The organism is Pseudomonas sp. TKO26 (genome assembly GCF_003225665.1).
In the GTDB taxonomy this organism is placed as follows: Bacteria; Pseudomonadota; Gammaproteobacteria; order Pseudomonadales; family Pseudomonadaceae; genus Aquipseudomonas; species Aquipseudomonas saponiphila.
Genome location: NZ_QKLN01000040.1, coordinates 22,736 through 42,239 on the forward strand (window position 1 = coordinate 22,736; position 19,504 = coordinate 42,239).

Below are 19,504 nucleotides of genomic sequence, written 5' to 3' on the forward strand. Positions count from 1 at the left end.
CAGGGTGAACCATCTCATACAGGGCCGGGCGCACGGCCCGCGGCACACCAGCGAGGCTCCATGAAACCCTACCTGACGTTGTTGTTCCTGCTGTTGTTGGCCACTCCGGCGCTGGCCGAGTACAGCGCCCAGGAGCAGGAGAACCGGCGCAATGTGCTGGCGTTCTATCAACTGGCCCTGAACGACAAGGACTTCGCCGCTGCCCGACCTTACCTGGGCGCGCACTACATTCAGCACAATCCGGCCGTGGCGGATGGCATCGAGGGCTTTCGGACCTTCATCGAATTTCTCAAGCAGCACTACCCGCAATCGCGCAGCGAGATCAAACGCCTGTTCGTCGATGGCGACTTCGTGATCGTGCATGTGCGCAACACCGGCCGCGAACCGGGGGTGGTCAAGTCGATCATCGATATCTATCGCCTGGAGCAGGGCAAGATCGTCGAGCATTGGGACACCAGCCAGGTGTTGCCGGACAAGGCCGCCAACGCCAACGGCGCCTTCTGATCAGCCGGCCGTGGCTTCCAGGCGTTGCTTGAGATTGCCCAGGGCCTGGGCCGACAGCTGCTCCATGCGTGGGCCCAGGCCGCTCAGATGCAGGTCGGTGGAGAACGCCAGGGTACGCTGCAGCAGTGTGCCGTCCCCCTGTTTGCTCAACTGGTAGCGAATCGAGCCATCCAGCGCGGCGGAGCTGAACAGGACCTTGAACTCCTTGGGAAACAGCGCGACCAGCACCCGGTAGCTTGTGGGGATCTGCACCCCCAGCAGGTTCATGGTTTCACTGAAGCGATGGCCAGCCGGCAGTGAGCCGCCGAGCCCGGTGTCGGCCCGCAGGCTGCACGGATGCCATTCCGGCCAGCGGTCCGGCTGGCTCAGGTAGTAGTAGACGGTGTCGATGCCGGCCCGGATGTACAGCTCGTGGCGGATCTGTTCCTGCAATAGATGTGATTGGCGCTGGCCCATGACGCACCCCACTTCCTTGTGACCGGAGCCTCCAATATAGTCCCGCCGCCGGGGCCTGCCAGCGGCGACGGGCAGCCGTTCAGCGGACTTTGAAGCGGCTCATCAGGTGGCTGACCTGGGCATTGGCCTGCAGCAGGCTCTGGGTATTGCTTTCGCCGGCCCGGGCGCTTTCCACCAGTTCCTCGACCATGTGTCGGATGCTCACCATGCTGCGGTTGATCTCCTCGGTCACCGCGCTCTGCTGTTCGGCGGCGGTGGCGATCTGGGTGCTGAGGCTGTTGATCTGGCTCACCGAATCGGCCATCTGGTCAAGGCCGCTGTTGACCCGCGCGGTGGCGTCCGCCGCCGATTGGCAACTGGCCTGGGTGTTCTCCATGGCGCTGACCGAAGAACTGACGCCCTGGCTCAAGCGGCTGAGCATTTCGTTGATCTGCGAGGTGCTGTCCTGGGTCCGCGCCGCCAATGCCCGGACTTCGTCGGCAACCACCGCGAAGCCGCGTCCTTGCTCTCCGGCCCGGGCCGCCTCGATGGCGGCGTTGAGGGCCAGCAGGTTGGTCTGTCCGGCGATGTCGCCGATCACCCCGAGGATTTCGGTGATGCGCTGGGCATCGGCCTGCATGGCTTCGACCTTGTGGGTGGCATCGGCCACTTCGTCGATCAGGGCGATGACGCTGCCGGAGGCCTGGCCCACCACCACCCGCGAATGCTCGGCATGCTCGTTGGCGCGGCGGGTGAAGTCCGCAGTCTGCGCGGCGTTGGCCGCGACGCTGTCGGCGGTGCTGCTCATCTGCGTGATGGCGGTCACGGTCTGGTCGGTTTCCGAAGCGTGACGCAGCAGGATCTGCTGGCTGTGGGTCGAGCTCTGTTGCAACTGCACCAGGCTGCCGGCCATGGCGTCGGTGGCCTGGGTCACTTCGCCGATCATCGTCTGCAGGTACTGGATGAAGTGGTTGACCGAATGGCCGATGGCGCCAAGCTCGTCTTCGGCGCGGATCACGATGCGTCGGGTCAGGTCGGCATCACCGGTGGCCAGGGCATCGATGTTGCCCTTGAGGATCTTCATCCGTTGCACCAGTTGACGGATCGCATAGACCTGCAGCAGCACCAGCAGGATCACCATGGGGATCTGCAACAGGCTCAGGGTGCTCAGTACATCGTCGCGCTGGGCGGTGATCTGCTGGGTGGGCAGGGTACTGGCGAGGAACCAGGGAGTGCCTTCGATGGCGCGCATGAAGAAGGTGCTGGGCACCCCGGCGTTATCGAATTCGAGGCGCTGGGGGCCCTTGTCACGCTGCTCCAGCGCGGCCTGGATCCGGGCGGCGAAGGGCGAGGCGGCGGCCAGTTCGCGAATGTTCTTGAGGACGATCGGGCCACTGATGCGTGAGCTGTTGCTGATGATCTTGCCGTCGGCCTCGACGATCAGCATCTGCGCGTTGAGTTCCTTTTCCTGGCGGGCCACCAGGTCGTTGAAGAAGCCCAGGGTCACGTCGATGGTGGCCACGCCCCAGGGCTGGCCGTCGCGGCGGATGGCCATGGCGCAGTTGGTCCGCGGTTCGGCGCTGGCGTCGTCCTTGTAGGCCGCGGCCCAGGCGCACTGGCCGGGAGCGGTCTGCATGCCGCCCTGGTACCAGGACTGGTCGTAGTAATTGGGGGCCGGGTCGCTGTTCCAGAAGGTGTTGACCACCAGCTTGCCGGAGGCGTCGCGGTGCCAGAAGGTGCTGTGCTTGTTGCGGCCCGGGGTGCGCTGGCCCGGCAGGGGCCAGATGCCGCCACCGAAGACTTTCTGCTCGCCGTACTGGTCCACCAGCCCCGGCAGGACCCGGTCGATGCTGTCGCTGTCGAGCAGGGGAATGGTCTGGGTGATGCTGCGCTGCTGGGCCTGGACCTTGTTCAGTTCGCCCTGGATGTGTTCCGCCACTTCGGCGATGCGGTTCAGGGCCACCTGTTCTTCGGTGTGGCGCAGCTTGGGCGCGACCAACTGACTGATGCCCACGACGGTGAGTACCAGCATCAGGACAATGAACAGGACCAGAAACAGCGTGTAGCGGGTTTGAATGGTGCGCAAAGCGGGCATGGGACCTGTCCTTTCCGAGCGTTTCTTATTTTTCGGGGGGGAGCCGTGTCAGGGCATCCACAGGATGTCGGCGCGGTTTTTCAGCTCTTTAGTACGATCGTCCAAAAAAGTCGCGACGGCTTTAAAAACCGCGATCGGCGCTGGTTGGCAAAGGCACCGGGCGGCGGTGAAAAGCCTCGATCAGAGCAGGAAAAGATGACGGTTCGAGCATGGCCGACCCTCCGTCCACCCTTTAAATCGGGCCTTTGGGCGAAATGTGTCGAGTTTGTACAGAAATTGTAAATTGTCGAAATAAAGCGTTGTTGCCGGGCTCCCCCGGCGTTGATACTTGCGCCCATTCAGATGATTCAACACGGCTTCCACCCAGTTTCAGGTACCCCATCAGAGCTTTCGAAGTCTGGCGGTCGACAGGTGAAACAGGGGGATCGGCAAGCCGGACTACAGGAGTGTCAGCATGGCAGTCGGATACGTTGGAGGCTGGACCAGCAAGGCGGGTCTGTTGGTGCGGGAAGGTGGCGGCAGTTCCTCCAAACCGGTTTCGCAGAGCGCCAAGGTGCGGCAGATGCTGAGCCAGGTGGGCAGCGACCCCACGGTGCTGGACATCCGCAAGATGGACCAGTTGAAACTGCACAAGCAGATCAAGGGCTTTGATCCAACCAACGTGACCGCAAAGTCACTGGGCGGCATGAGCACCTTTTTGAAGAACAATGGGCTGATTTCCGACGTCACAGCGCTGAATCTGATCAACGCCGGTGACAAGTTCGATCGCTTCGGCATTCCGAAGAACCCGGACGAGCCCTTCAATGCGCTGGAATACTTCGCCATGAAGCTCGAAGACATCCAGAACAACAACATCAAGGGCAACAAGTACGCCAACTACCTGGTGCCCGAATACAAGAAGGCCATCTACGTGCTGCAGAACCTGCAGAACTACGGCAAAGGCAACGGCACCACTGTGACCGACAAGAACGTTTCCGCCAAAGCCTGATTGCAGTACGCCTGCGCGCTCGCTCAGCGAGCGCGCAGGTTGTCGGCTTCAGCGCGTCAGCAACGCCATGACCTCTTCGGGATAGCGATTGCCCGCCGTGTTGCCCGGGCTGAATATCTGCTCCAGCGACGCCAGCTCCTGCGCACTCAAGCGCACCTCCAGTGCCCCCAGGTTTTCCTCCAGATAGCGCCGTTGCTTGGTTCCGGGAATCGGAATCAGGTAGTCGCCCTGTGCCAGTACCCAGGCCAGGGCCAGTTGCCCGGCAGTGACCTGCTTGTCCGCCGCCAGTTGCTGCACCTGTTGCACCAGTTGCAGGTTGCGCTGGAAGTTCTGCCCCTGGAAACGCGGGCTCAGGCGCCGGTAGTCGTCGGCGGCGAAATCGTCCGGGCTTTGCAGGGCACCGGTGAGAAAACCCCGGCCCAGGGGGCTGTAGGGCACGAAGGCAATCCCCAGGCGTTGGCAGGCGGCGAGGCAGCCGTTGTCTTCCTGATCTCGGCTCCACAACGAATATTCGCTTTGCAGGGCGCTGATGGGATGCACCTTGTGCGCCCGCTCCAGGGTCGCGGCCGAGGCTTCGCTGAGGCCCAGGTAGCGCACCTTGCCGGCCTGGACCAGCTCGGCCATGGCGCCGACCGTCTCCTCGATGGCCACCTGCGGGTCGACCCGGTGCAGGTAATACAGGTCCAGGGTGTCCACGCCGAGGCGACGCAGGCTGCCGTCGATGGAGGCGCGCACGTAGTCCGGGCGGCCATTGACGCCGCGGGCCGTGGCGTCGCCCGGATCGCGGACGATGCCGAACTTGCTGGCCAGGAACACCTGCTGGCGCTTGCCGCGAATCGCCTGGCCGATGAGTTCTTCGTTGCTGTGGGGGCCATACATGTCGGCGGTGTCCAACAGGTTGATCCCCAGTTCCAGGGCGCGGTGCAGGGTGGCGATGGCTTCCCGGGGATCGCTGCCTGGGGCGTAGAAGTCGCTCATGCCCATGCAGCCCAGGCCGATGGCGGAAACCTGTGGACCGTTATGACCCAGTTGTCGAGTGTGCATCGGTGATTGCTCCGGTGAGTGGGGAAGAGCGTGCAGTTTGCTACTCGACAAAAAACCGATAAACAGGCTAAAAACGCTATCACTATTGGTATTTTCTAAATAATTGCGAGCCCGTGTTCCATGGACCGTTTCAACGCCATGCGCGTCTTCACCCGCATCGTCGAGCTTGGCGGCTTTGCCCGCGCCGCCGACGACCTGCAAATGCCCCGGGCTTCGGTGACCATCCTGATCAAGCAGTTGGAAGCTCACCTGGGGGTGCAACTGCTGCACCGCACCACCCGCCAGGTCAGCCCGACCCTGGACGGCGCCGCCTATTACCGGCGCTGCCTGCAACTGCTGGCGGACCTGGAGGAAACCGAGGCGGCGTTTTCCCTGACCCGGCACCATCCCCGGGGGCTGTTGCGCATCGACATGCCGGTGGGCATCGGTCGCCTGATGGTGATTCCGGCGTTGCCGGAATTCTCCGCCCGCTACCCGTTGATCGAGCTGGAAATCGGCCTCAACGACCGTCCGGTGGATCTGATCCGCGAAGGCGTCGATTGCGCCCTGCGTGGCGGTCCGACCCTGGACGAGAGTCTGGTGGCGCGGCCGTTGGTGCAATTGCAGCAGGTGACGTGCGCCAGCCCCGGCTACCTGCGCCAGCGGGGAATTCCACGGTCCCCGGCAGAGCTGGAGGGGCATCAGATGGTGGAGTACTTCTCCAGCGTCAGTGGCAAGCGCTACGGCCTGGAATTCTTCGTTGACGGCCAGTTGCGCCAGATGCAGTTGCCCAAGCAGGTGGCGGTCAACAGCGCCGACGGTTACCTGGCGGCCTGCGAGGCCGGTTACGGGCTGGTGCAGACCCCGTACTACAACGTTGCCCGGCAGTTGCAGGCAGGCCTGCTGCAGGAGGTGCTGCAGGATTGCCCGGCGCCGACGCTGCCCTTGACCGCGCTGTATCCGCCCCAGCGCCATCTGTCGACCCGGGTGCGGGTGCTGGTCGACTGGCTGGTGGAGCTGTTCGCCCGTCCCGGCAACCTGACCTCACGCCCCTGAAACCGCCGGCCCTGGCAGCAAAACGCCCGCGACGGGGCGGGCGTTGGTGGTGGGCGATGCGCTGTGGCCGATGGATTGGCCGCATGTCTCAGCGGTGGTAGTAGCCGGGGCCGCCGTCGTAGTAACGATGATGGCCGCCATCGCGGGGCATGATGATGCAGCCAGACAGGGTCAGGATGGCCAGCAGGGGAATCAGCAGCGTGATTCGACGAAACATTTATCAATCCTCAAGGGGCACGGAAAACGCAACAGGCCGGCAAGGAAGCAAAATCTCCTTGGCGCCTGTACCATGTGACCCCGATTTCCCCGGCCCATCCCCAAATCCTGGTATGTGCTTGGCATCGACCTTGATACACGGCGGATACATTTTCAGCTTCAGGACCCCGCAATGACCCAGTCACAACGCTTGAAATACTCGATTCTGATTTCCCTGGTGGTACTGGGGATCATGCTTGGCCTTTCCTACCTGCAGAACCACGGCGTCATCAGCGAAAAACTCTTTCAGTACATCGCCATTGGCGTGGCGGTGGTCGTGGTGGTGATCAATGGCGTGATGCGCCGCAAGGTCAAGCCCTGAGCCGCCGGCGGCCTCAGGAGAGGCCGTCGAGCACCGCTGCGGCCTGCTGGTGCAGGCTGTAGCTCTTGTCTGCATTGAGGGTCAACACGCCCTCGCTGCACAGGCGTTTCAACACTTCCCGGACACTGAGAAACGACAGCGGAATGTCCAGTTCCAGCAATTGGCTGTGGATTCCGCGCACGCCCAGGGAGCGCTCGCTCTGGGCGGCGGTGAGCAGGGCGTCGATGACTTTCAGGCGAATCAGACTGGTGCGCAGGCCAAAGCTCTTCAGCAGCTGCTTGATGCGTTCGTTGCTGTTGCGCTCGGCGCTGCGGCTGAAGGCGCCGGCATTCAGCGCAGGCGGGTTGTTCACGGGGGTGCCATCCATTGGCAGTTGCGGGTTGTACATGCAAGAACTCCTTATCAGAGCCTGATCAGGAAAAGAATGATGGGTGCTCTAAGTACTAGACGAGCGAGGATGACCAATCATGAGGCCCAGAATGTAGAAAAATTGTCAGTATCGAGTCGCTGACATGTGATGACCGCAGCGGCCGGCGTTGTGGGCTTAAATTTTTTCCCCGGTCTTCGTCTTTATGGGCAGGCAGGCGCCGGTTGATCCGTGCGCGGCTGGATTCCCAGACTGGCGGCATTGCCGTACCCCGCCTGCGCACCAGTCCTGGTTGTGTTTTTTTGTATCAGGAGTCGGTGTGATCATTTCCAGGCAATTTCCGCATTTAGCCCTTGCCGCCGCGTTGCTGAGCCTCGGTTGTGGCGTTCAGGCACAGGCACAGGCGCAGCCGGACCCGGACCCGGTCCGGGCCGAGATCCGCCGCACCAGCTTTGGTGTGCCGCATATCCGTGCCGCCGATGAGCGCGGACTGGGCTATGGCATCGGTTACGCCTATGCCCAGGACAATCTGTGCCTGCTGGCCAATGAAGTGCTGACGGTCAACGCCGAGCGCTCCAGGTATTTCGGTGCGCAGGGCCAGACCCCGGAGCAGCGCGACAATCTGGCCAGCGATGTGTTTTTCAGTTGGCTGAACAGCCCTGAGGCGGTGGCGGCTTTCTGGCAGGCGCAGACCCCGGCGCTGCGCGAACGCATGCAGGGTTATGTCGAAGGCTTCAACCGGCAGTTGCTTGAGCGCCGCGCTCAGGGCTTGCCGGAGCAGTGCCAGGGCGATTGGCTGCGGCCGCTGACCAGCGCCGACCTGGTGAAGCTGACCCGACGCCTGCTGGTCGAGGGCGGTGCCGGCCAGTTCGTCGAGGCCCTGGCCCTGGCCGCGCCCCCGGGAGACGCCGCCCAGGCGGCCTTGAGCCCCAGGCAGTGGCAACTGGCGGCGAGCCGGCAACAGGCTTTCGCCCTGGACCGGGGCAGCAACGCGGTGGCGGTGGGTGGCGAGCGTTCCTTCAATGGTCGCGGTCTGCTGCTGGCCAACCCGCACTTTCCCTGGGTCGGCGGCATGCGCTTCTATCAGATGCACCTGACCATCCCCGGCCAGCTGGATGTGATGGGCGCCGCCTTGCCCGGCCTGCCGCTGATCAACATCGGCTTCAACCAGCACCTGGCCTGGACCCACACCGTGGATGCGTCCAAGCACTTCACCCTGTACCGCCTGCAACTGGACCCCAAGGACCCGACCCGCTACCTGCTGGACGGTCGCTCGCTGCCAATGCAGCGTCAGGTGGTGACGGTGCAGGGCAAAGGCGCGGACGGCAGTGTGCAACCCCAGTCGCGCACCCTCTACAGCTCGGTGTTCGGCCCCATCGTGCAATGGCCGGGGGAGTTGGACTGGAATCGCCAGTACGCCTACAGCCTGCGCGACGCCAACCTCGACAACAGCCGCGTGCTGGCCCAGTGGTACGCGATGAACCAGGCCACCAGCGTCAGCGATCTGCAAGACAGCGTGCACCGGTTGCAGGGCATTCCCTGGGTCAACACCCTGGCGGTGGATGATCAGGGCCGTGCGCTGTACATGAACCAGTCGGTGGTGCCCAACGTGACCCAGGCCAAGCTGGCGCAGTGCAGCGACCCGCGGGCCGGGACCCGGGTCATCGTTCTTGATGGCTCGCGCAGCGCCTGTGCCTGGGACATCGATCCGGCCGCGGCGCAGCCGGGTATCTTCGCCGCCAGCCAGTTGCCGCAGCTGACGCGCAACGACTACCTGCAGCATTCCAATGACTCGGCCTGGATGGTCAACCCGGCGGCGCCGCTGCAAGGCTTCTCGCCGGTGATCAGCCAGCAGGACGTGCCGCTGAAGATGCGCGCGCGTTTCGCTCTGGAGCGCCTGAGCCGGATGCAGCAGATAAAGGCGGCCGACCTGCTGCACATGGTCAGCGACAACCAGGTGTACCTGGCCGGCCTGGTGATGCCGGACCTGCTGCAGTTCTGTGCGCAGGACCTGGGCGCCGATACCCGGCAGCTGGCGCGGCTGTGTGGCAGCCTCGCCTCCTGGGACCGCAGTGCCGGCCTGCACAGCGGCCTGGGCCTGGTGTACTTCCAGGGCATCATGCAGCCGCTGTTGCAGAACCCCGATATCTGGCGGGTGGCTTTCGATGCCAGGGACCCGCAGCACACGCCGCGGGGCCTGGCCATCGGCCGCGAACCGGTGGCCCAGGCCCTGCGTGCAGCCATGCTGGCAGCGGCGCAGGAGGTGGACGCCGCCGGGCTGGCGAATGACGTGCGCTGGGGCCAGTTGCAGCAGGTGAGCCGGGGCGGGCGGCCGACCCCGGTGCCCGGTGGCCCGGAAAGCCTGGGGGTGTACAACGCCATCCAGAGCGTGCCGGGGGACGACGGCAAGCGCGAGGTGGTGAGCGGCACCAGCTACCTGAATGTGGTCAGTTTCGATGAGCACGGCCCGCGGGCCCTGGGGTTGCTGGCGTTCTCCCTGTCCAGCGACCCGGCCTCGGGGCATTTTCGCGACCAGACCGAGGCGTTTGCCGCCAACCAGTGGCAGGTGCTGCCCTTTACCGAGGCGCAGATCCGCGCCGACGGCCAGTATCAGGTGCAACGGATCCAGGAGCCGCGCCGGGAGCCTGAGTCGATGCCCGCGCAGTGAGTGTCAGTCAGTGAATCGAGGCCGCCCCGGGAACCGGGCGGCCTTCAGCTGTTTGGCGGCGACTGGGGCAGGGCGTTGATCACCGGGTTGCCCTGGCGATTGCGCGTCAGATACACCGGCAGCACCTTGGGCAGCGAGGTCAGCAGGCTCTTGATCTCCCGGGTGTTGTAGATGCCGCCGACGCGGATGTTGCCGGTCTGGCTGTCAGCCAGCTGTACCGGGCTGTCCAGATAGCGATTGATCAGCGGCAGGGCCTCGGTGAGGGACAGGTTGTCCAGCACCAGCTTGCCGCTGCGCCAGGCCAGGGAACTGTCGTTGCTGTAGGTCTGGCTGATCTGCGGTGCGTAGTCGCCTTCCTGGTAGCGGGCCTGCATGCCGGGCTCCAGGCGGAAGCCCTCGCCGGGCTGGGCGGTATTGCTGTTGACCAGCACCGAGCCCTGCAGCAGGGTGACCCGCACCTGATCTTCATACATCCACACGTTGAACTGGGTGCCGGTGACCTTGACCTGGCCGCGGGCGGCCTTGACCACGAAAGGATGGGCGCTGTCATGGCTGACCTTGAAGAAGGCCTCGCCCTTGTTCAGGGTGACCCGGCGCTGGTCCTTGTAGTTGCTGTAGGTCAGGGCGCTGCCCAGGTTCAGCTCGACCTGGCTGCCATCGGCCAGGGTCACGCTGCGCAGGCTGTCGCCGGCTTCGAAGCGTTCGTAGGACGAGGGCAGCCAACCCAGTTCCCAGCCGCTGTAGGCGGCCAGGGGCAGGGCACACAGGGCAATGGCCGCGGCCAGGCCGTAACGTTGCCAGCTGCGTCGTGGCGCCGGCTGGGGCGCCGGGGTCGACAGGGCGGAGGGTGGCAGTTGATCGGCCACTTCCCAGATTTCCCGCATGGCCTGGTATTCGAAGGCGTGCAGTGGGTCGGCATCATGCCATTGCTGAAAGGCCAGGCGCTCGGCATCGCTGCAGTCTGCTTCGTGCAGGCGCATGCACCATTGCGCCGCAGCCTGGGTAATGGCGTCGTACTCGGCTTCTGAGAGGATCTGTTGGCTCATTGACTCTTCCTGATTTCGCGCATTCTACCCTTCGCGACAAGCCTTGGAGAACAACCATGATGGCGATTACCCAGTCATCTGGGGTGAATTTCGCCCGCGATGCCCTTTGTCAGGCGCTGGGAACCGGGCTGCGGATGTCGCCGCAAGGGAGGATTCTGGCACCTTCCCTGCAAGCTTCAGACGGTGGTTGACAGGGTTGCGGCTGGTCGTTGTTTAATCGCCAGTCACGTCCTGTTGCCCCCTCCAATAACTACTCTGGAGCTTCAGATGTCTGCCTCGTCCCCGGTTGTTGATACTCCCTGCGAATACCTGTCTTACCCGGCTCTGGTGCAGTTGCTGGAGACGATTTTCCTGGGCCACGGCTGTCGCGCCGAGGTCGCCCGTTGCCTGGCCGAGAACTGCGCCGGCGCCGAGCGTGACGGCGCCCACAGTCATGGCGTGTTCCGTATTCCCGGCTACGTCTCGACCCTGGCCAGTGGCTGGGTCAATGGCCAGGCGCAGCCGGTGGTGGAAGATGTCGCCGCAGCCTTTGTCCGGGTCGATGCCGACAACGGCTTTGCCCAGCCGGCCCTGGCGGCGGCCCGCGAGCTGCTGGTGCACAAGGCCCGGGAGGCCGGGATTGCCGTCCTGGCGATCCGCAACTCGCACCATTTCGCCGCACTCTGGCCTGATGTCGAACCCTTTGCCGAAGAAGGGCTGGTGGCCTTGAGCGTGGTCAACAGCATGACCTGCGTGGTGCCCCACGGGGCCGACCGGCCGTTGTTCGGCACCAACCCGATCGCCTTCGCCGCGCCCCAGGCCCAGGGCCAGCCGATTGTCTTCGACCTGGCCACCAGCGCCATTGCCCATGGCGATGTGCAGATTGCCGCGCGCGAGGGCAAGCGCCTGCCCCTGGGCATCGGCGTCGACAGCCTGGGGCAGCCGACCCAGGACCCCAAGGCGATCCTCGAAGGCGGGGCGCTGCTGCCCTTTGGCGGGCACAAGGGCTCGGCGCTGTCGATGATGGTGGAGTTGTTGGCCGCGGCGCTGACTGGCGGACATTTCTCTTTTGAATTCGACTGGTCCAATCATCCCGGGGCCAAGACGCCCTGGACCGGGCAGTTACTGATTGTCATCGATCCGAGCAAGGCTGCCGGACAGAGTTTCGCCGAGCGCAGCCAGGAACTGGTGCGACAGATGCACGCGGTGGGGCTCAAGCGCCTGCCCGGGGAGCGCCGGCATCAGCAGCGCGAGCGTTCGCTGCAACAAGGGATTGCCATCGGTGCTGCGCAACTGCAGCAGTTGCGGGATCTGGCGCGGGGCTGAAGGGTATGGAAATGCAGGCCAGGCCAACGAGGGACCTGGCCTGCAGGATCGGTCAGGAACGACGGCCGAGCAACAGGCCGACCACCAGCCCGACACCGGCGGAGATGGCCACGGTCTGCCACGGGTGGCCACCGATGTATTGCTCGGTGGCATCCACCACCGGCTTGCTGCGTTCGCGCACATGGCTCACCGAGTCCAGCGCCTGCTTGAGCTTGAGGCTCACCTGCCGGCGCAGGCTTTCACCTTCTTCGCCCACCAGGGTGGCGCTGCCCTTGAGCAGTTTTTCCGATTCTTCGATCAGCGCCTGCAACTCGCTGAAGGCCTGGTCCTTGATTTGATCGTTTTCCGCTTGCGCGGCTGATTTACGAGGCATGAAGTTTTTCCTTGGACAATGTGAACGGTGGTGCATGAGCGCGCCTTCTGGAGCAGAAGGCCGGCTCAAGCCGATTGCAGTCTGCGACAGCGGCTGCAGTGATCGGGTACCTGCAATGGAGTCCGCTGCGGTGGCAAAAGTTGCAGCCATTTTGCCCCTTGCTCGCCAGCCCGGGGTAAACCCGTCAGCCCCTACAGTGTAAGATGTCGCCTATTTTACGCAGCAGGAATTTCCCATGAGTTTCAATCTGGCTAACAAGCCCCTGGCCGAACGCGCCGCCATCGAGGACGAGAAGTCCCGTCTGTTCGAACTGTGGCAGAGCAACCTGGGCAAGGCCAAGGGCGAGGCCGCGCGGTTGTTCGGCGAGCGCGGCAAGCGCAAGGGCAAGTGGGCCGAGTGGGTCCGCGCGGAACTGGACGGCATGTCGCCGCCGGAGTTCTCCAACATGGTGCGCAGCGAAGTCAATCGGCTGATGGCGGCGAACAAGTAATCGCGAAACACTCGACAATCGCTTCACGTACCTTCACCAGCAGCGGGTCGATCTGTGGGCTGGTGCGCCAGCCCAGTTCGATCGGATAGCGTGGCAGTGCCAAGGGACAGGGCAGCAATTGCAGGCCGGTGAACTCGGCAATGCGCCGCGCGGCATGGGCAGGAATGGTCGCCACCGCCTGGCTGCCCTTGAGCAGAAAGGGCAGCGCGGCAAAGTGCGTGGTCGAGGCGCAGACCTGGCGACTGAGCCCCAGATTCGCCAATCCTTCATCGGTGATGCCGATAAAACCTTGCGACGACACCAGCAGGTGTTCACGCCGGACAAATTCCTCCAGGTCGATCTGCCGCTGCCCGGGTGCCAGGCTGGCCGGGTCCGCCAGGCAAAGGTAGTCGCCTTCCCCCAGCACTTGCCGACTGAGCAGGCGCTCGGCAAAGCCGCCGGCGCTGATGGCCAGGTCGACGCTGCGCTGCAATAGTGCCTCGGCGACGATCTGGCTGTGGGTCTGGCGGAAAATCAGCCGCAGCTTGGGCGCCCGTCGGGCCACGGCTTCGATCATCTGCCGGCCATAGGCAATCTCGAAATCATCCGATAGCCCGACCGTCACCGAGCGCCCCTGATAATCGGCGCTGTCCGGAGCAACCATGGCCAGGCTCTGGCGACACTTGTTCAGAGCCTCAGTGACCACCGGCTTCAATTGATTGGCCTTGAGGGTCGGCGCCAGGCCGCGGCCGGTGCGAACAAACAATTGATCGCCATACAACTCGCGCAGGCGGCGCAAGGCCGCACTCATGGCTGATTGGGTGACTCCCAGGCGCAGAGCCGCGCGGCTGGCGCTGGACTCGTCATGCAGGGCTTCGAAGGCCTTGAGCAAGTTGAGGTCGACGCTGGCGATATTCATCTGGTTCATATCATTAAGCACTGAGTTGGGGTTTATCGATGATCAGCGGCGGCAGGACAATGCGCAACACCTGATCGTTCGAGGAGTCATGTCATGCCCAAGTCCATCGTCGCCGCCCTGCAAATCGGTGCCTTGCCAGAAGGCAAGGCCGCCACCCTGGAGCAGATCCTCTCCTATGAGGGCGCGATCATCGAAGCGCGTGCGCAGTTGGTGGTGATGCCCGAGGCGCTGCTGGGGGGCTATCCCAAGGGCGAAGGCTTCGGTACCCAACTGGGTTACCGCCTGCCGGAAGGGCGCGAAGCCTTCGCCCGCTACTTCGCCAATGCCATCGACGTCCCCGGGGCCGAAACCGAGGCCCTGGCCGGGCTGTCGGCGCGGACCGGGGCCAACCTGGTGCTGGGGGTGATCGAGCGCAGCGGCAGCACCCTGTATTGCACGGCGCTGTATTTCGACCCGCAGGCGGGGCTTGTTGGCAAGCACCGCAAATTGATGCCCACCGGCACCGAGCGGCTGATCTGGGGCAAGGGCGACGGCTCGACCCTGCCGGTGCTTGACACCCAGGTGGGCCGGGTCGGCGCGGTGATCTGCTGGGAAAACATGATGCCGCTGCTGCGCACCGCGATGTATGCCCAGGGCGTCGAAGTCTGGTGCGCACCCACGGTGGACGAGCGCGAGATGTGGCAGGTGAGCATGCGTCACATTGCCCATGAAGGTCGTTGTTTCGTGGTCAGCGCCTGTCAGGTCCAGGCCTCGCCAGAGGAGCTGGGGCTGGAGATTGCCAACTGGCCGGCGCAGCGCCCGTTGATTGTCGGCGGCAGCGTGATCGTCGGGCCCATGGGCGATGTGCTGGCCGGGCCGCTGGTGGGCCGTGCCGGGCTGATCAGCGCCGAGATCGACACCGCCGATCTGCTGCGTGCGCGTTATGACTACGACGTGGTCGGCCATTACGCCCGCCCGGATGTATTTGAGCTGACCGTGGACCAGCGCGCCCGCCCCGGGGTGCGCTTTACCTGAGCCGGCGCCACTCTTCGCGGGTGATTTCCCACAGCTCCACGGGGAACCGCCCGCTGACGAATTCGCCTTCTTCCGAGCTGACCAGGCGCATGCCGCCACGCTCGGAAATTTTCCGCGAGCCCTGGTTTGGCGCTGCCTTGGGCACGCGCATCAAGGGCCGTTGCAGCACCTCGAACCAATAGTGGTCCACCGCCTTGCAGGCCTCGCTCATGAAGCCCTGGCCCTGCCATGGCGGGGCCAGCCAGAAGCCGCGGTTGTCGTCAACCTGGTCCATCAGGCTGATGCAGCCGATCATCCGGCCCGGGTCGCTGTGCAGGCGCAGGGTCCAGTGCCATTCCGTGCCCCGGTCCATGGCCGGCAGGGCCATGTCACGCACGAAGCTCAAGGCGCCGTCGGCCGGGTAGGGCCAGGGCACCAGGGCGTTGAGGTAGCGCACCACTTCCCAATGGGGAAACAGCTGCTGGATGGCGTCGGCATCCGCCAGTTCCAGGGGCCGCAGCAACAGGCGCTTGGTGTGCAGGGTAGGCAGGCTGCCAATCATGATCAGGACTCCTTGTGAGGTTTGCCGAGCAGCAGATGCTCGCCGAGAAAGTCGACGAACACCCGCAGCTTGGGCAGCAAGTGCCGGCTGCTGGGCCAGAGTATGGAGAACTTGCCGCGCTCTTGCTGGAAGTCGTCCAGCACCGACACCAGGCTGCCGTCGGCCAGGGCGCCGCTGACCACGAAATCCGGCACGTAGGCGATGCCCAGGCCCTGGCTTGCGGCATGGATCAGCGCCTCCAGGTTGTTGCTGGTCAGGGCGCTGCCCAGCACCAGCGGCGCGGCGCTGTCCGCCAGGTGCAGGCGCCACTGCTGCAGTTGGCTGCCACCTGGAAACTTGTAGCGCAGGCAGGCGTGGTGCTCCAGATCCCTGGGCGTCCGGGGTGTGCCGCGGCGAGCGAAGTAGCCGGGCGCACCGACCAGCACGAAGCCGAAGGGACCGAGGCTGCGGGACCTGAGCTGGGAATCCGGCAACTCGCCGCTGCGGATCACTGCATCCACCCCTTCGGCGATGACGTCGATCAGCCGGTCGTTGAAGTCCAGGTCCAGTTCGATGTCCGGGTAGCGCGCAGAGAACGCCGGAAGGATCGGCAGCAGCATGCGGTAGCCGATGGCCGGCAGGCTGACCCGCAACCGCCCCCGGGGCGCATCGCTGAGCCGCGCCAGTTCGGCTTCCGCTTCCTGTACCTGATCGACGATGCGCTGGCCGCGTTCGTAGAACAGCGTGCCTTCGTCGGTCAGGCTGATGCGCCGGGTGCTGCGGTTGAGCAGGCGCACGCCGAGCCGTTGTTCAAGGCGCGACAGGGCCTTGCCCACGGCCGAGGCGGATAGCCCCAGGCGCTCGCTGGCGGCCACCAGGCTGCCGCTCTGGACCACGCAGACAAACACTTGCAGGCCATTCAGGTTGTCCATGGTGCACCTCGATTGCAGCGTTTTTGTCCGTAAAGAGCGGAATAATGCCCTGTTTTTTATCGATTGCGGCCTGCCTATCCTGGATTTTTCTTCAGTCAGCCCTGATTGCCGGGGCGTAGAGGTGTCCATGAATCCTGAACTCGACCTATCCCTGGGGTTGCCGGCCCGCACCCGCGAGCGGGGTGCCTACGGTGTATTGGCGGCGGTGTGCCTGGCGGCGCTGATGCTGCCCCTGACCTTTGTCGGGGTGGCCGTGGCGACCCCGGCCATCGCCCGCGAACTGGGGGGCAGCCCCCTGGCCCTGAGCTGGACCACCAACGCCTTCATGCTGACCTTTGGCAGTGTGTTGATGGCTGCCGGGACCCTGGCCGACGAGTACGGTCGCAAGCGCCTGTTCAGCCTGGGGGTGGCGCTGTTCGGCTTGAGCTCCCTGGCCCTGGTGTTCGTGCCGTCGCTGCTGTGGCTCAACCTGCTGCGCGGAGTCCAGGGGCTGGCTGGCGCTGCCGCCCTGGCCGGTGGTTCGGCGGCCCTGGCCCAGGCCTTTGACGGCCCCGGGCGCACCCGGGCCTTCAGCTTGCTGGGCACTACCTTTGGCGTCGGCCTGGCCTTTGGCCCGATCCTCGCGGGGGTCTTGGTGGAGCACAGCGGCTGGCGCGGGATCTTCGTCTCCGGAGCGCTGATCGGCGGCCTGTCCCTGGCCTTTGGCGTGCCACGCATGCAGGAGTCCAGGGATCCCCAGGCCCGGGGCGTGGACTGGCCCGGGACCTTGAGCTTCACCCTGGCCCTGGTGCTGCTGACCTGGGGCATTCTGCAGGCGCCGCAAAGCGGCTGGAGCAGTCCTTGGGTCCTGGCGTTGCTGCTGGGAGCGCTGCTGGCCCTGGGGTTGTTCATCCTCGTGGAGCGGCGGGCGGCGCGGCCGATGCTCGACCTGTCGCTGTTTCGCTACCCGCGCTTTGTCGGGGTGCAGGTGCTGCCTATCGCCACCTGCTATTGCTACGTGGTGCTGCTGATCCTGCTGCCGATCCGCTTTATCGGCGTCGAAGGTTACAGCGAGATCGACGCCGGGCTGCTGATGCTGGCCCTGTCCGCGCCGATGCTGGTGGTGCCGTTGGCTGCGGGCTGGCTCAACCGCTGGTTCAGCGCCGGCAATCTGTCGAGCCTGGGGCTGCTGGTGGCCGCCGGCGGGCTCTGGTGGCTCAGCCGCCTGGCGCCGGGGCAGGGCGCCGGCGAACGGGTCTGGCCGTTGCTGGTGATCGGCCTGGGCAGCGGCCTGCCCTGGGGCTTGATGGACGGTCTGTCGGTAAGCGTGGTGCCCAAGGAGCGGGCCGGCATGGCCAGTGGCATCTTCAGCACCACCCGGGTGGCGGGCGAGGGCATCGCCCTGGCCCTGGTGGTGGCGTTGCTGGCGGCATTGCTGCAACAGGCGCTGGGCGCCCACGGGGCTTCGGGCGACGCCCTGTCACTGGCCGCCCGGCAACTGGCCGGCGGTGATCTGGCGGCCAGTGCCGGGGCTTTGCCGAGCTGGTCCCGGGAGGCGTTGCTGCACAGCTATGCCCAGGCCTTCAGCCAGCTGTTGCAGGTGCTGATGGTCATCACCCTGGTGGCCGCCCTGGTGGTCAAGGTGGCGCTGCATGAGCCGCGCCACCCGCGTCGCCTCGGCAACTGATCAGCGGAACTCGAAGAACTCGTAGTGCAGGTTGGCTTCGGGAATCCGGTACTCGTGCATCAGTTCGCGGACCTGGGCCAGCAGACCCTTGGGGCCGCAGAAACTGATGCGGATCTGCTGCGGATCGGTCTGCGCCGCGGTGCGCTGCAGGGTCTGCGCCAGGGACTCGGTGCCGCCGCTGTTGGCGACGAAGTCCACGCCACGGGCCTGGGCCATGCCTTGCAGGGTGTCGACGCTGGGAAAGGCCCGGGACGGGTTGTAGCAGTACACCAGGGTGGCCTTGTTGAACTCCCCGGCGGCGGCGTCCTGCAGCCAGGAAATGAACGGCGAAATGCCCACGCCGCCGCCGATCCAGATCTCCCGGGCCGCTTCCTGGGGACGCTTGAAACGGCCATAAGGTGCGTAGAGATCAGCGCGCATGCCGACCTTGACCTGCTTGCGCAACCGTTGGGTGTAGTCGCCGAGGGCACGGATGACGAACTCGATGCGCCCGTCCTCGGCCTGGGCACTGGCGATGGTGAAGGGGTGCGGCTCGCGCAGGCCCTTTTCCTGCATCGACAGGAACGCGAACTGCCCGGCCTTGAAGGGAAAGCCCCGGCCCAGGGGCTTCAATTCCAGGTGCAGGGAGTTCTTCTCCACCCGGACCGCGCTCACCTGATATTCGCCGGCCTTGGCCACCAAAGGGTAGAGCAGCAGTTTGTACAGGGCGCCCAGCACCCCGAGGATGCACAGCGCGCCAAGCCACAGGCCCGATGGCGAGTCCAGGGTGATCGGCGATTTGAAGCTCAAGCCGTGCAGGATCACGATCAGGAACAGCGGCCCGGACAGCTTGTGCCACCAGCGCCATTGGCTGTAGGGAATGTTGCGGTTCAGCGCCAGGAGCACGATCAGGCCCAGGGCCACGTAGCTCAATTGGCGCACCAGGCGGCTCCAGTACTTGGACAGTTCGAGGATCGGCACGCTGTTCCATTCATCCAGGTTGGCCTTGAACACCAGGTGATAGCTGGCGAACGCCAGGGCCCAGATCCCCAGCCATTTATGCACCTCGTAGACCCGGTCGAGGCCGCCGAACAGGCGCTCGACAACGCCCCAGCGGGCGGCCAGCAAGCAGGACAGGGCCATGTAGGCCAGGGCCGTGCTGCCCAGGACCATGCTCAGGGTGGCGGAGGTCAGCCAGGTGGTGGAAGGGATCTCCAGCAGGAGAGTGAACGTGGTGATCAGCAGAACGCCGACTATCGTGTGCCAGGTTTTCAAGGGTGCATGACTCCGCTGAGGAAATGCCGTCATGGCATGAACATCGACTGCCGCAAAGGTCCCGTTGCGATGGGAGCGACGCCAAACGGCGCGATGCATGGAGTGGTGTGGCGCTGGGGTATAGCGGGATATGACAGCTTTGTTCGCGCGTAACCTGAGGCCATTCTAGCGTCTGAACCTTAATTCAAGCTGATGCGGGTCATCGATTGCGTGTTCTGTGATTGTGGGAAATGATCGAATCTCAATTGCATTTCGATTTGCTGCGCACGGCACGGGGGCAGCTGGCGGGTTGG

20 protein-coding genes and 1 pseudogene are annotated in these 19,504 nt (G+C 64.7%); 9 read left to right on the top strand and 12 right to left on the bottom strand.

The window, feature by feature from the left end; all coding sequences use genetic code 11:
* The first annotated feature begins 60 nt into the window (after window positions 1-60).
* Entirely contained in the window at window positions 61-504 is a 444-nt protein-coding gene (locus DNK59_RS28910; protein ID WP_092314582.1) for a nuclear transport factor 2 family protein, read from the top strand.
* Here DNK59_RS28910 and DNK59_RS28915 read toward each other — a convergent pair whose 3' ends face one another.
* From DNK59_RS28915 to DNK59_RS32625, 3 genes and pseudogenes are all read right to left on the bottom strand, one after another.
* A complete protein-coding gene (locus tag DNK59_RS28915) occupies window positions 505-960 on the bottom strand; it encodes an SRPBCC family protein (RefSeq protein WP_110725514.1) in 456 nt (151 codons plus the stop codon).
* Between the two features lie 79 nt (window positions 961-1,039).
* The gene (locus tag DNK59_RS32620) at window positions 1,040-1,885 is read right to left on the bottom strand and encodes a methyl-accepting chemotaxis protein (RefSeq protein WP_371920327.1); all 846 of its coding nucleotides are present in this window, start codon (window positions 1,883-1,885) and stop codon (window positions 1,040-1,042) included.
* A 15-nt stretch (window positions 1,886-1,900) separates the two neighbouring features.
* Window positions 1,901-3,034, bottom strand: a pseudogene (locus DNK59_RS32625) (cache domain-containing protein); the annotation flags it as partial.
* Window positions 3,035-3,488: 454 nt separating this feature from the next.
* Here DNK59_RS32625 and DNK59_RS28925 point away from each other — a divergent pair.
* Window positions 3,489-4,022, top strand: a complete 534-nt coding sequence (locus DNK59_RS28925) for a hypothetical protein (protein ID WP_110725516.1) — start codon at window positions 3,489-3,491, stop codon at window positions 4,020-4,022.
* Between the two features lie 48 nt (window positions 4,023-4,070).
* Here DNK59_RS28925 and DNK59_RS28930 read toward each other — a convergent pair whose 3' ends face one another.
* Window positions 4,071-5,066 carry an aldo/keto reductase gene (locus DNK59_RS28930; protein WP_092314590.1) on the bottom strand — a complete coding sequence of 332 codons (996 nt, stop codon included), beginning with the start codon at window positions 5,064-5,066 and terminating at the stop codon, window positions 4,071-4,073.
* A gap of 120 nt (window positions 5,067-5,186) precedes the next feature.
* Between DNK59_RS28930 and DNK59_RS28935 the strand changes: the two genes are divergently transcribed.
* Window positions 5,187-6,101, top strand: a complete 915-nt coding sequence (locus DNK59_RS28935) for a LysR family transcriptional regulator (RefSeq protein WP_092314592.1) — start codon at window positions 5,187-5,189, stop codon at window positions 6,099-6,101.
* A gap of 88 nt (window positions 6,102-6,189) precedes the next feature.
* Here DNK59_RS28935 and DNK59_RS32205 read toward each other — a convergent pair whose 3' ends face one another.
* Window positions 6,190-6,318: a hypothetical protein gene (locus DNK59_RS32205; RefSeq protein WP_256596732.1), complete on the bottom strand. Its 129-nt coding sequence runs from the start codon at window positions 6,316-6,318 to the stop codon at window positions 6,190-6,192.
* Between the two features lie 171 nt (window positions 6,319-6,489).
* On the opposite strand from DNK59_RS32205, the gene DNK59_RS28940 reads away from it, so the two are divergent.
* Entirely contained in the window at window positions 6,490-6,678 is a 189-nt protein-coding gene (locus DNK59_RS28940; protein WP_042941707.1) for a hypothetical protein, read from the top strand.
* A gap of 13 nt (window positions 6,679-6,691) precedes the next feature.
* Here DNK59_RS28940 and DNK59_RS28945 read toward each other — a convergent pair whose 3' ends face one another.
* Window positions 6,692-7,066: a fe2+ zn2+ uptake regulation protein gene (locus tag DNK59_RS28945; protein ID WP_092314596.1), complete on the bottom strand. Its 375-nt coding sequence runs from the start codon at window positions 7,064-7,066 to the stop codon at window positions 6,692-6,694.
* Between the two features lie 298 nt (window positions 7,067-7,364).
* Here DNK59_RS28945 and DNK59_RS28950 point away from each other — a divergent pair, with 298 nt between their 5' ends.
* Window positions 7,365-9,713, top strand: coding sequence for an acylase (locus tag DNK59_RS28950; RefSeq protein ID WP_110725517.1), 2,349 nt, complete (start codon window positions 7,365-7,367; stop codon window positions 9,711-9,713).
* A gap of 44 nt (window positions 9,714-9,757) precedes the next feature.
* On the opposite strand, the gene DNK59_RS28955 is transcribed toward DNK59_RS28950, so the two are convergent.
* Window positions 9,758-10,759: a FecR family protein gene (locus DNK59_RS28955; RefSeq protein WP_110725518.1), complete on the bottom strand. Its 1,002-nt coding sequence runs from the start codon at window positions 10,757-10,759 to the stop codon at window positions 9,758-9,760.
* 267 nt (window positions 10,760-11,026) lie between these two features.
* Between DNK59_RS28955 and DNK59_RS28960 the strand changes: the two genes are divergently transcribed.
* Window positions 11,027-12,064, top strand: coding sequence for an Ldh family oxidoreductase (locus DNK59_RS28960; RefSeq protein WP_110725519.1), 1,038 nt, complete (start codon window positions 11,027-11,029; stop codon window positions 12,062-12,064).
* A 52-nt stretch (window positions 12,065-12,116) separates the two neighbouring features.
* On the opposite strand, the gene DNK59_RS28965 is transcribed toward DNK59_RS28960, so the two are convergent.
* Window positions 12,117-12,437, bottom strand: a complete 321-nt coding sequence (locus tag DNK59_RS28965) for a YqjD family protein (protein ID WP_016962600.1) — start codon at window positions 12,435-12,437, stop codon at window positions 12,117-12,119.
* Window positions 12,438-12,672: 235 nt separating this feature from the next.
* On the opposite strand from DNK59_RS28965, the gene DNK59_RS28970 reads away from it, so the two are divergent.
* A complete protein-coding gene (locus DNK59_RS28970; RefSeq protein ID WP_016962601.1) occupies window positions 12,673-12,927 on the top strand; it encodes a hypothetical protein in 255 nt (84 codons plus the stop codon).
* On the opposite strand, the gene DNK59_RS28975 is transcribed toward DNK59_RS28970, so the two are convergent.
* Window positions 12,899-13,834, bottom strand: coding sequence for a LysR family transcriptional regulator (locus DNK59_RS28975; RefSeq protein WP_110725520.1), 936 nt, complete (start codon window positions 13,832-13,834; stop codon window positions 12,899-12,901). The genes DNK59_RS28970 and DNK59_RS28975 overlap by 29 nt on opposite strands.
* Window positions 13,835-13,918: 84 nt before the next feature.
* On the opposite strand from DNK59_RS28975, the gene DNK59_RS28980 reads away from it, so the two are divergent.
* A complete protein-coding gene (locus DNK59_RS28980; protein ID WP_110725521.1) occupies window positions 13,919-14,839 on the top strand; it encodes a carbon-nitrogen hydrolase family protein in 921 nt (306 codons plus the stop codon).
* Here DNK59_RS28980 and DNK59_RS28985 read toward each other — a convergent pair.
* Both DNK59_RS28985 and DNK59_RS28990 read right to left on the bottom strand, forming a co-directional pair.
* Entirely contained in the window at window positions 14,832-15,380 is a 549-nt protein-coding gene (locus tag DNK59_RS28985) for a GNAT family N-acetyltransferase (protein WP_371920325.1), read from the bottom strand. The genes DNK59_RS28980 and DNK59_RS28985 overlap by 8 nt on opposite strands.
* Before the next feature lie 2 nt (window positions 15,381-15,382).
* Window positions 15,383-16,291, bottom strand: coding sequence for a LysR family transcriptional regulator (locus tag DNK59_RS28990; RefSeq protein ID WP_110725522.1), 909 nt, complete (start codon window positions 16,289-16,291; stop codon window positions 15,383-15,385).
* Between the two features lie 127 nt (window positions 16,292-16,418).
* On the opposite strand from DNK59_RS28990, the gene DNK59_RS28995 reads away from it, so the two are divergent.
* Window positions 16,419-17,957: an MFS transporter gene (locus DNK59_RS28995; RefSeq protein WP_110725523.1), complete on the top strand. Its 1,539-nt coding sequence runs from the start codon at window positions 16,419-16,421 to the stop codon at window positions 17,955-17,957.
* On the opposite strand, the gene DNK59_RS29000 is transcribed toward DNK59_RS28995, so the two are convergent.
* The gene (locus tag DNK59_RS29000) at window positions 17,958-19,211 is read right to left on the bottom strand and encodes a ferric reductase-like transmembrane domain-containing protein (RefSeq protein ID WP_110725524.1); all 1,254 of its coding nucleotides are present in this window, start codon (window positions 19,209-19,211) and stop codon (window positions 17,958-17,960) included.
* Window positions 19,212-19,504 lie beyond the last annotated feature (293 nt).

Bases quoted from the DNA above. Each gene is read 5' to 3' on its own strand.
- DNK59_RS28910 (WP_092314582.1), top strand. From the start codon at position 61: ATGAAACCCTACCTGACGTTGTTGTTCCTGCTGTTGTTGGCCACTCCG.
- DNK59_RS28915 (WP_110725514.1), bottom strand. From the start codon at position 960: ATGGGCCAGCGCCAATCACATCTATTGCAGGAACAGATCCGCCACGAG.
- DNK59_RS32620 (WP_371920327.1), bottom strand. From the start codon at position 1,885: ATGATCGGCGAAGTGACCCAGGCCACCGACGCCATGGCCGGCAGCCTG.
- DNK59_RS28925 (WP_110725516.1), top strand. From the start codon at position 3,489: ATGGCAGTCGGATACGTTGGAGGCTGGACCAGCAAGGCGGGTCTGTTG.
- DNK59_RS28930 (WP_092314590.1), bottom strand. From the start codon at position 5,066: ATGCACACTCGACAACTGGGTCATAACGGTCCACAGGTTTCCGCCATC.
- DNK59_RS28935 (WP_092314592.1), top strand. From the start codon at position 5,187: ATGGACCGTTTCAACGCCATGCGCGTCTTCACCCGCATCGTCGAGCTT.
- DNK59_RS32205 (WP_256596732.1), bottom strand. From the start codon at position 6,318: ATGTTTCGTCGAATCACGCTGCTGATTCCCCTGCTGGCCATCCTGACC.
- DNK59_RS28940 (WP_042941707.1), top strand. From the start codon at position 6,490: ATGACCCAGTCACAACGCTTGAAATACTCGATTCTGATTTCCCTGGTG.
- DNK59_RS28945 (WP_092314596.1), bottom strand. From the start codon at position 7,066: ATGTACAACCCGCAACTGCCAATGGATGGCACCCCCGTGAACAACCCG.
- DNK59_RS28955 (WP_110725518.1), bottom strand. From the start codon at position 10,759: ATGAGCCAACAGATCCTCTCAGAAGCCGAGTACGACGCCATTACCCAG.
- DNK59_RS28960 (WP_110725519.1), top strand. From the start codon at position 11,027: ATGTCTGCCTCGTCCCCGGTTGTTGATACTCCCTGCGAATACCTGTCT.
- DNK59_RS28965 (WP_016962600.1), bottom strand. From the start codon at position 12,437: ATGCCTCGTAAATCAGCCGCGCAAGCGGAAAACGATCAAATCAAGGAC.
- DNK59_RS28970 (WP_016962601.1), top strand. From the start codon at position 12,673: ATGAGTTTCAATCTGGCTAACAAGCCCCTGGCCGAACGCGCCGCCATC.
- DNK59_RS28975 (WP_110725520.1), bottom strand. From the start codon at position 13,834: ATGAACCAGATGAATATCGCCAGCGTCGACCTCAACTTGCTCAAGGCC.
- DNK59_RS28980 (WP_110725521.1), top strand. From the start codon at position 13,919: ATGCCCAAGTCCATCGTCGCCGCCCTGCAAATCGGTGCCTTGCCAGAA.
- DNK59_RS28985 (WP_371920325.1), bottom strand. From the start codon at position 15,380: ATGATTGGCAGCCTGCCTACCCTGCACACCAAGCGCCTGTTGCTGCGG.
- DNK59_RS28990 (WP_110725522.1), bottom strand. From the start codon at position 16,291: ATGGACAACCTGAATGGCCTGCAAGTGTTTGTCTGCGTGGTCCAGAGC.
- DNK59_RS28995 (WP_110725523.1), top strand. From the start codon at position 16,419: ATGAATCCTGAACTCGACCTATCCCTGGGGTTGCCGGCCCGCACCCGC.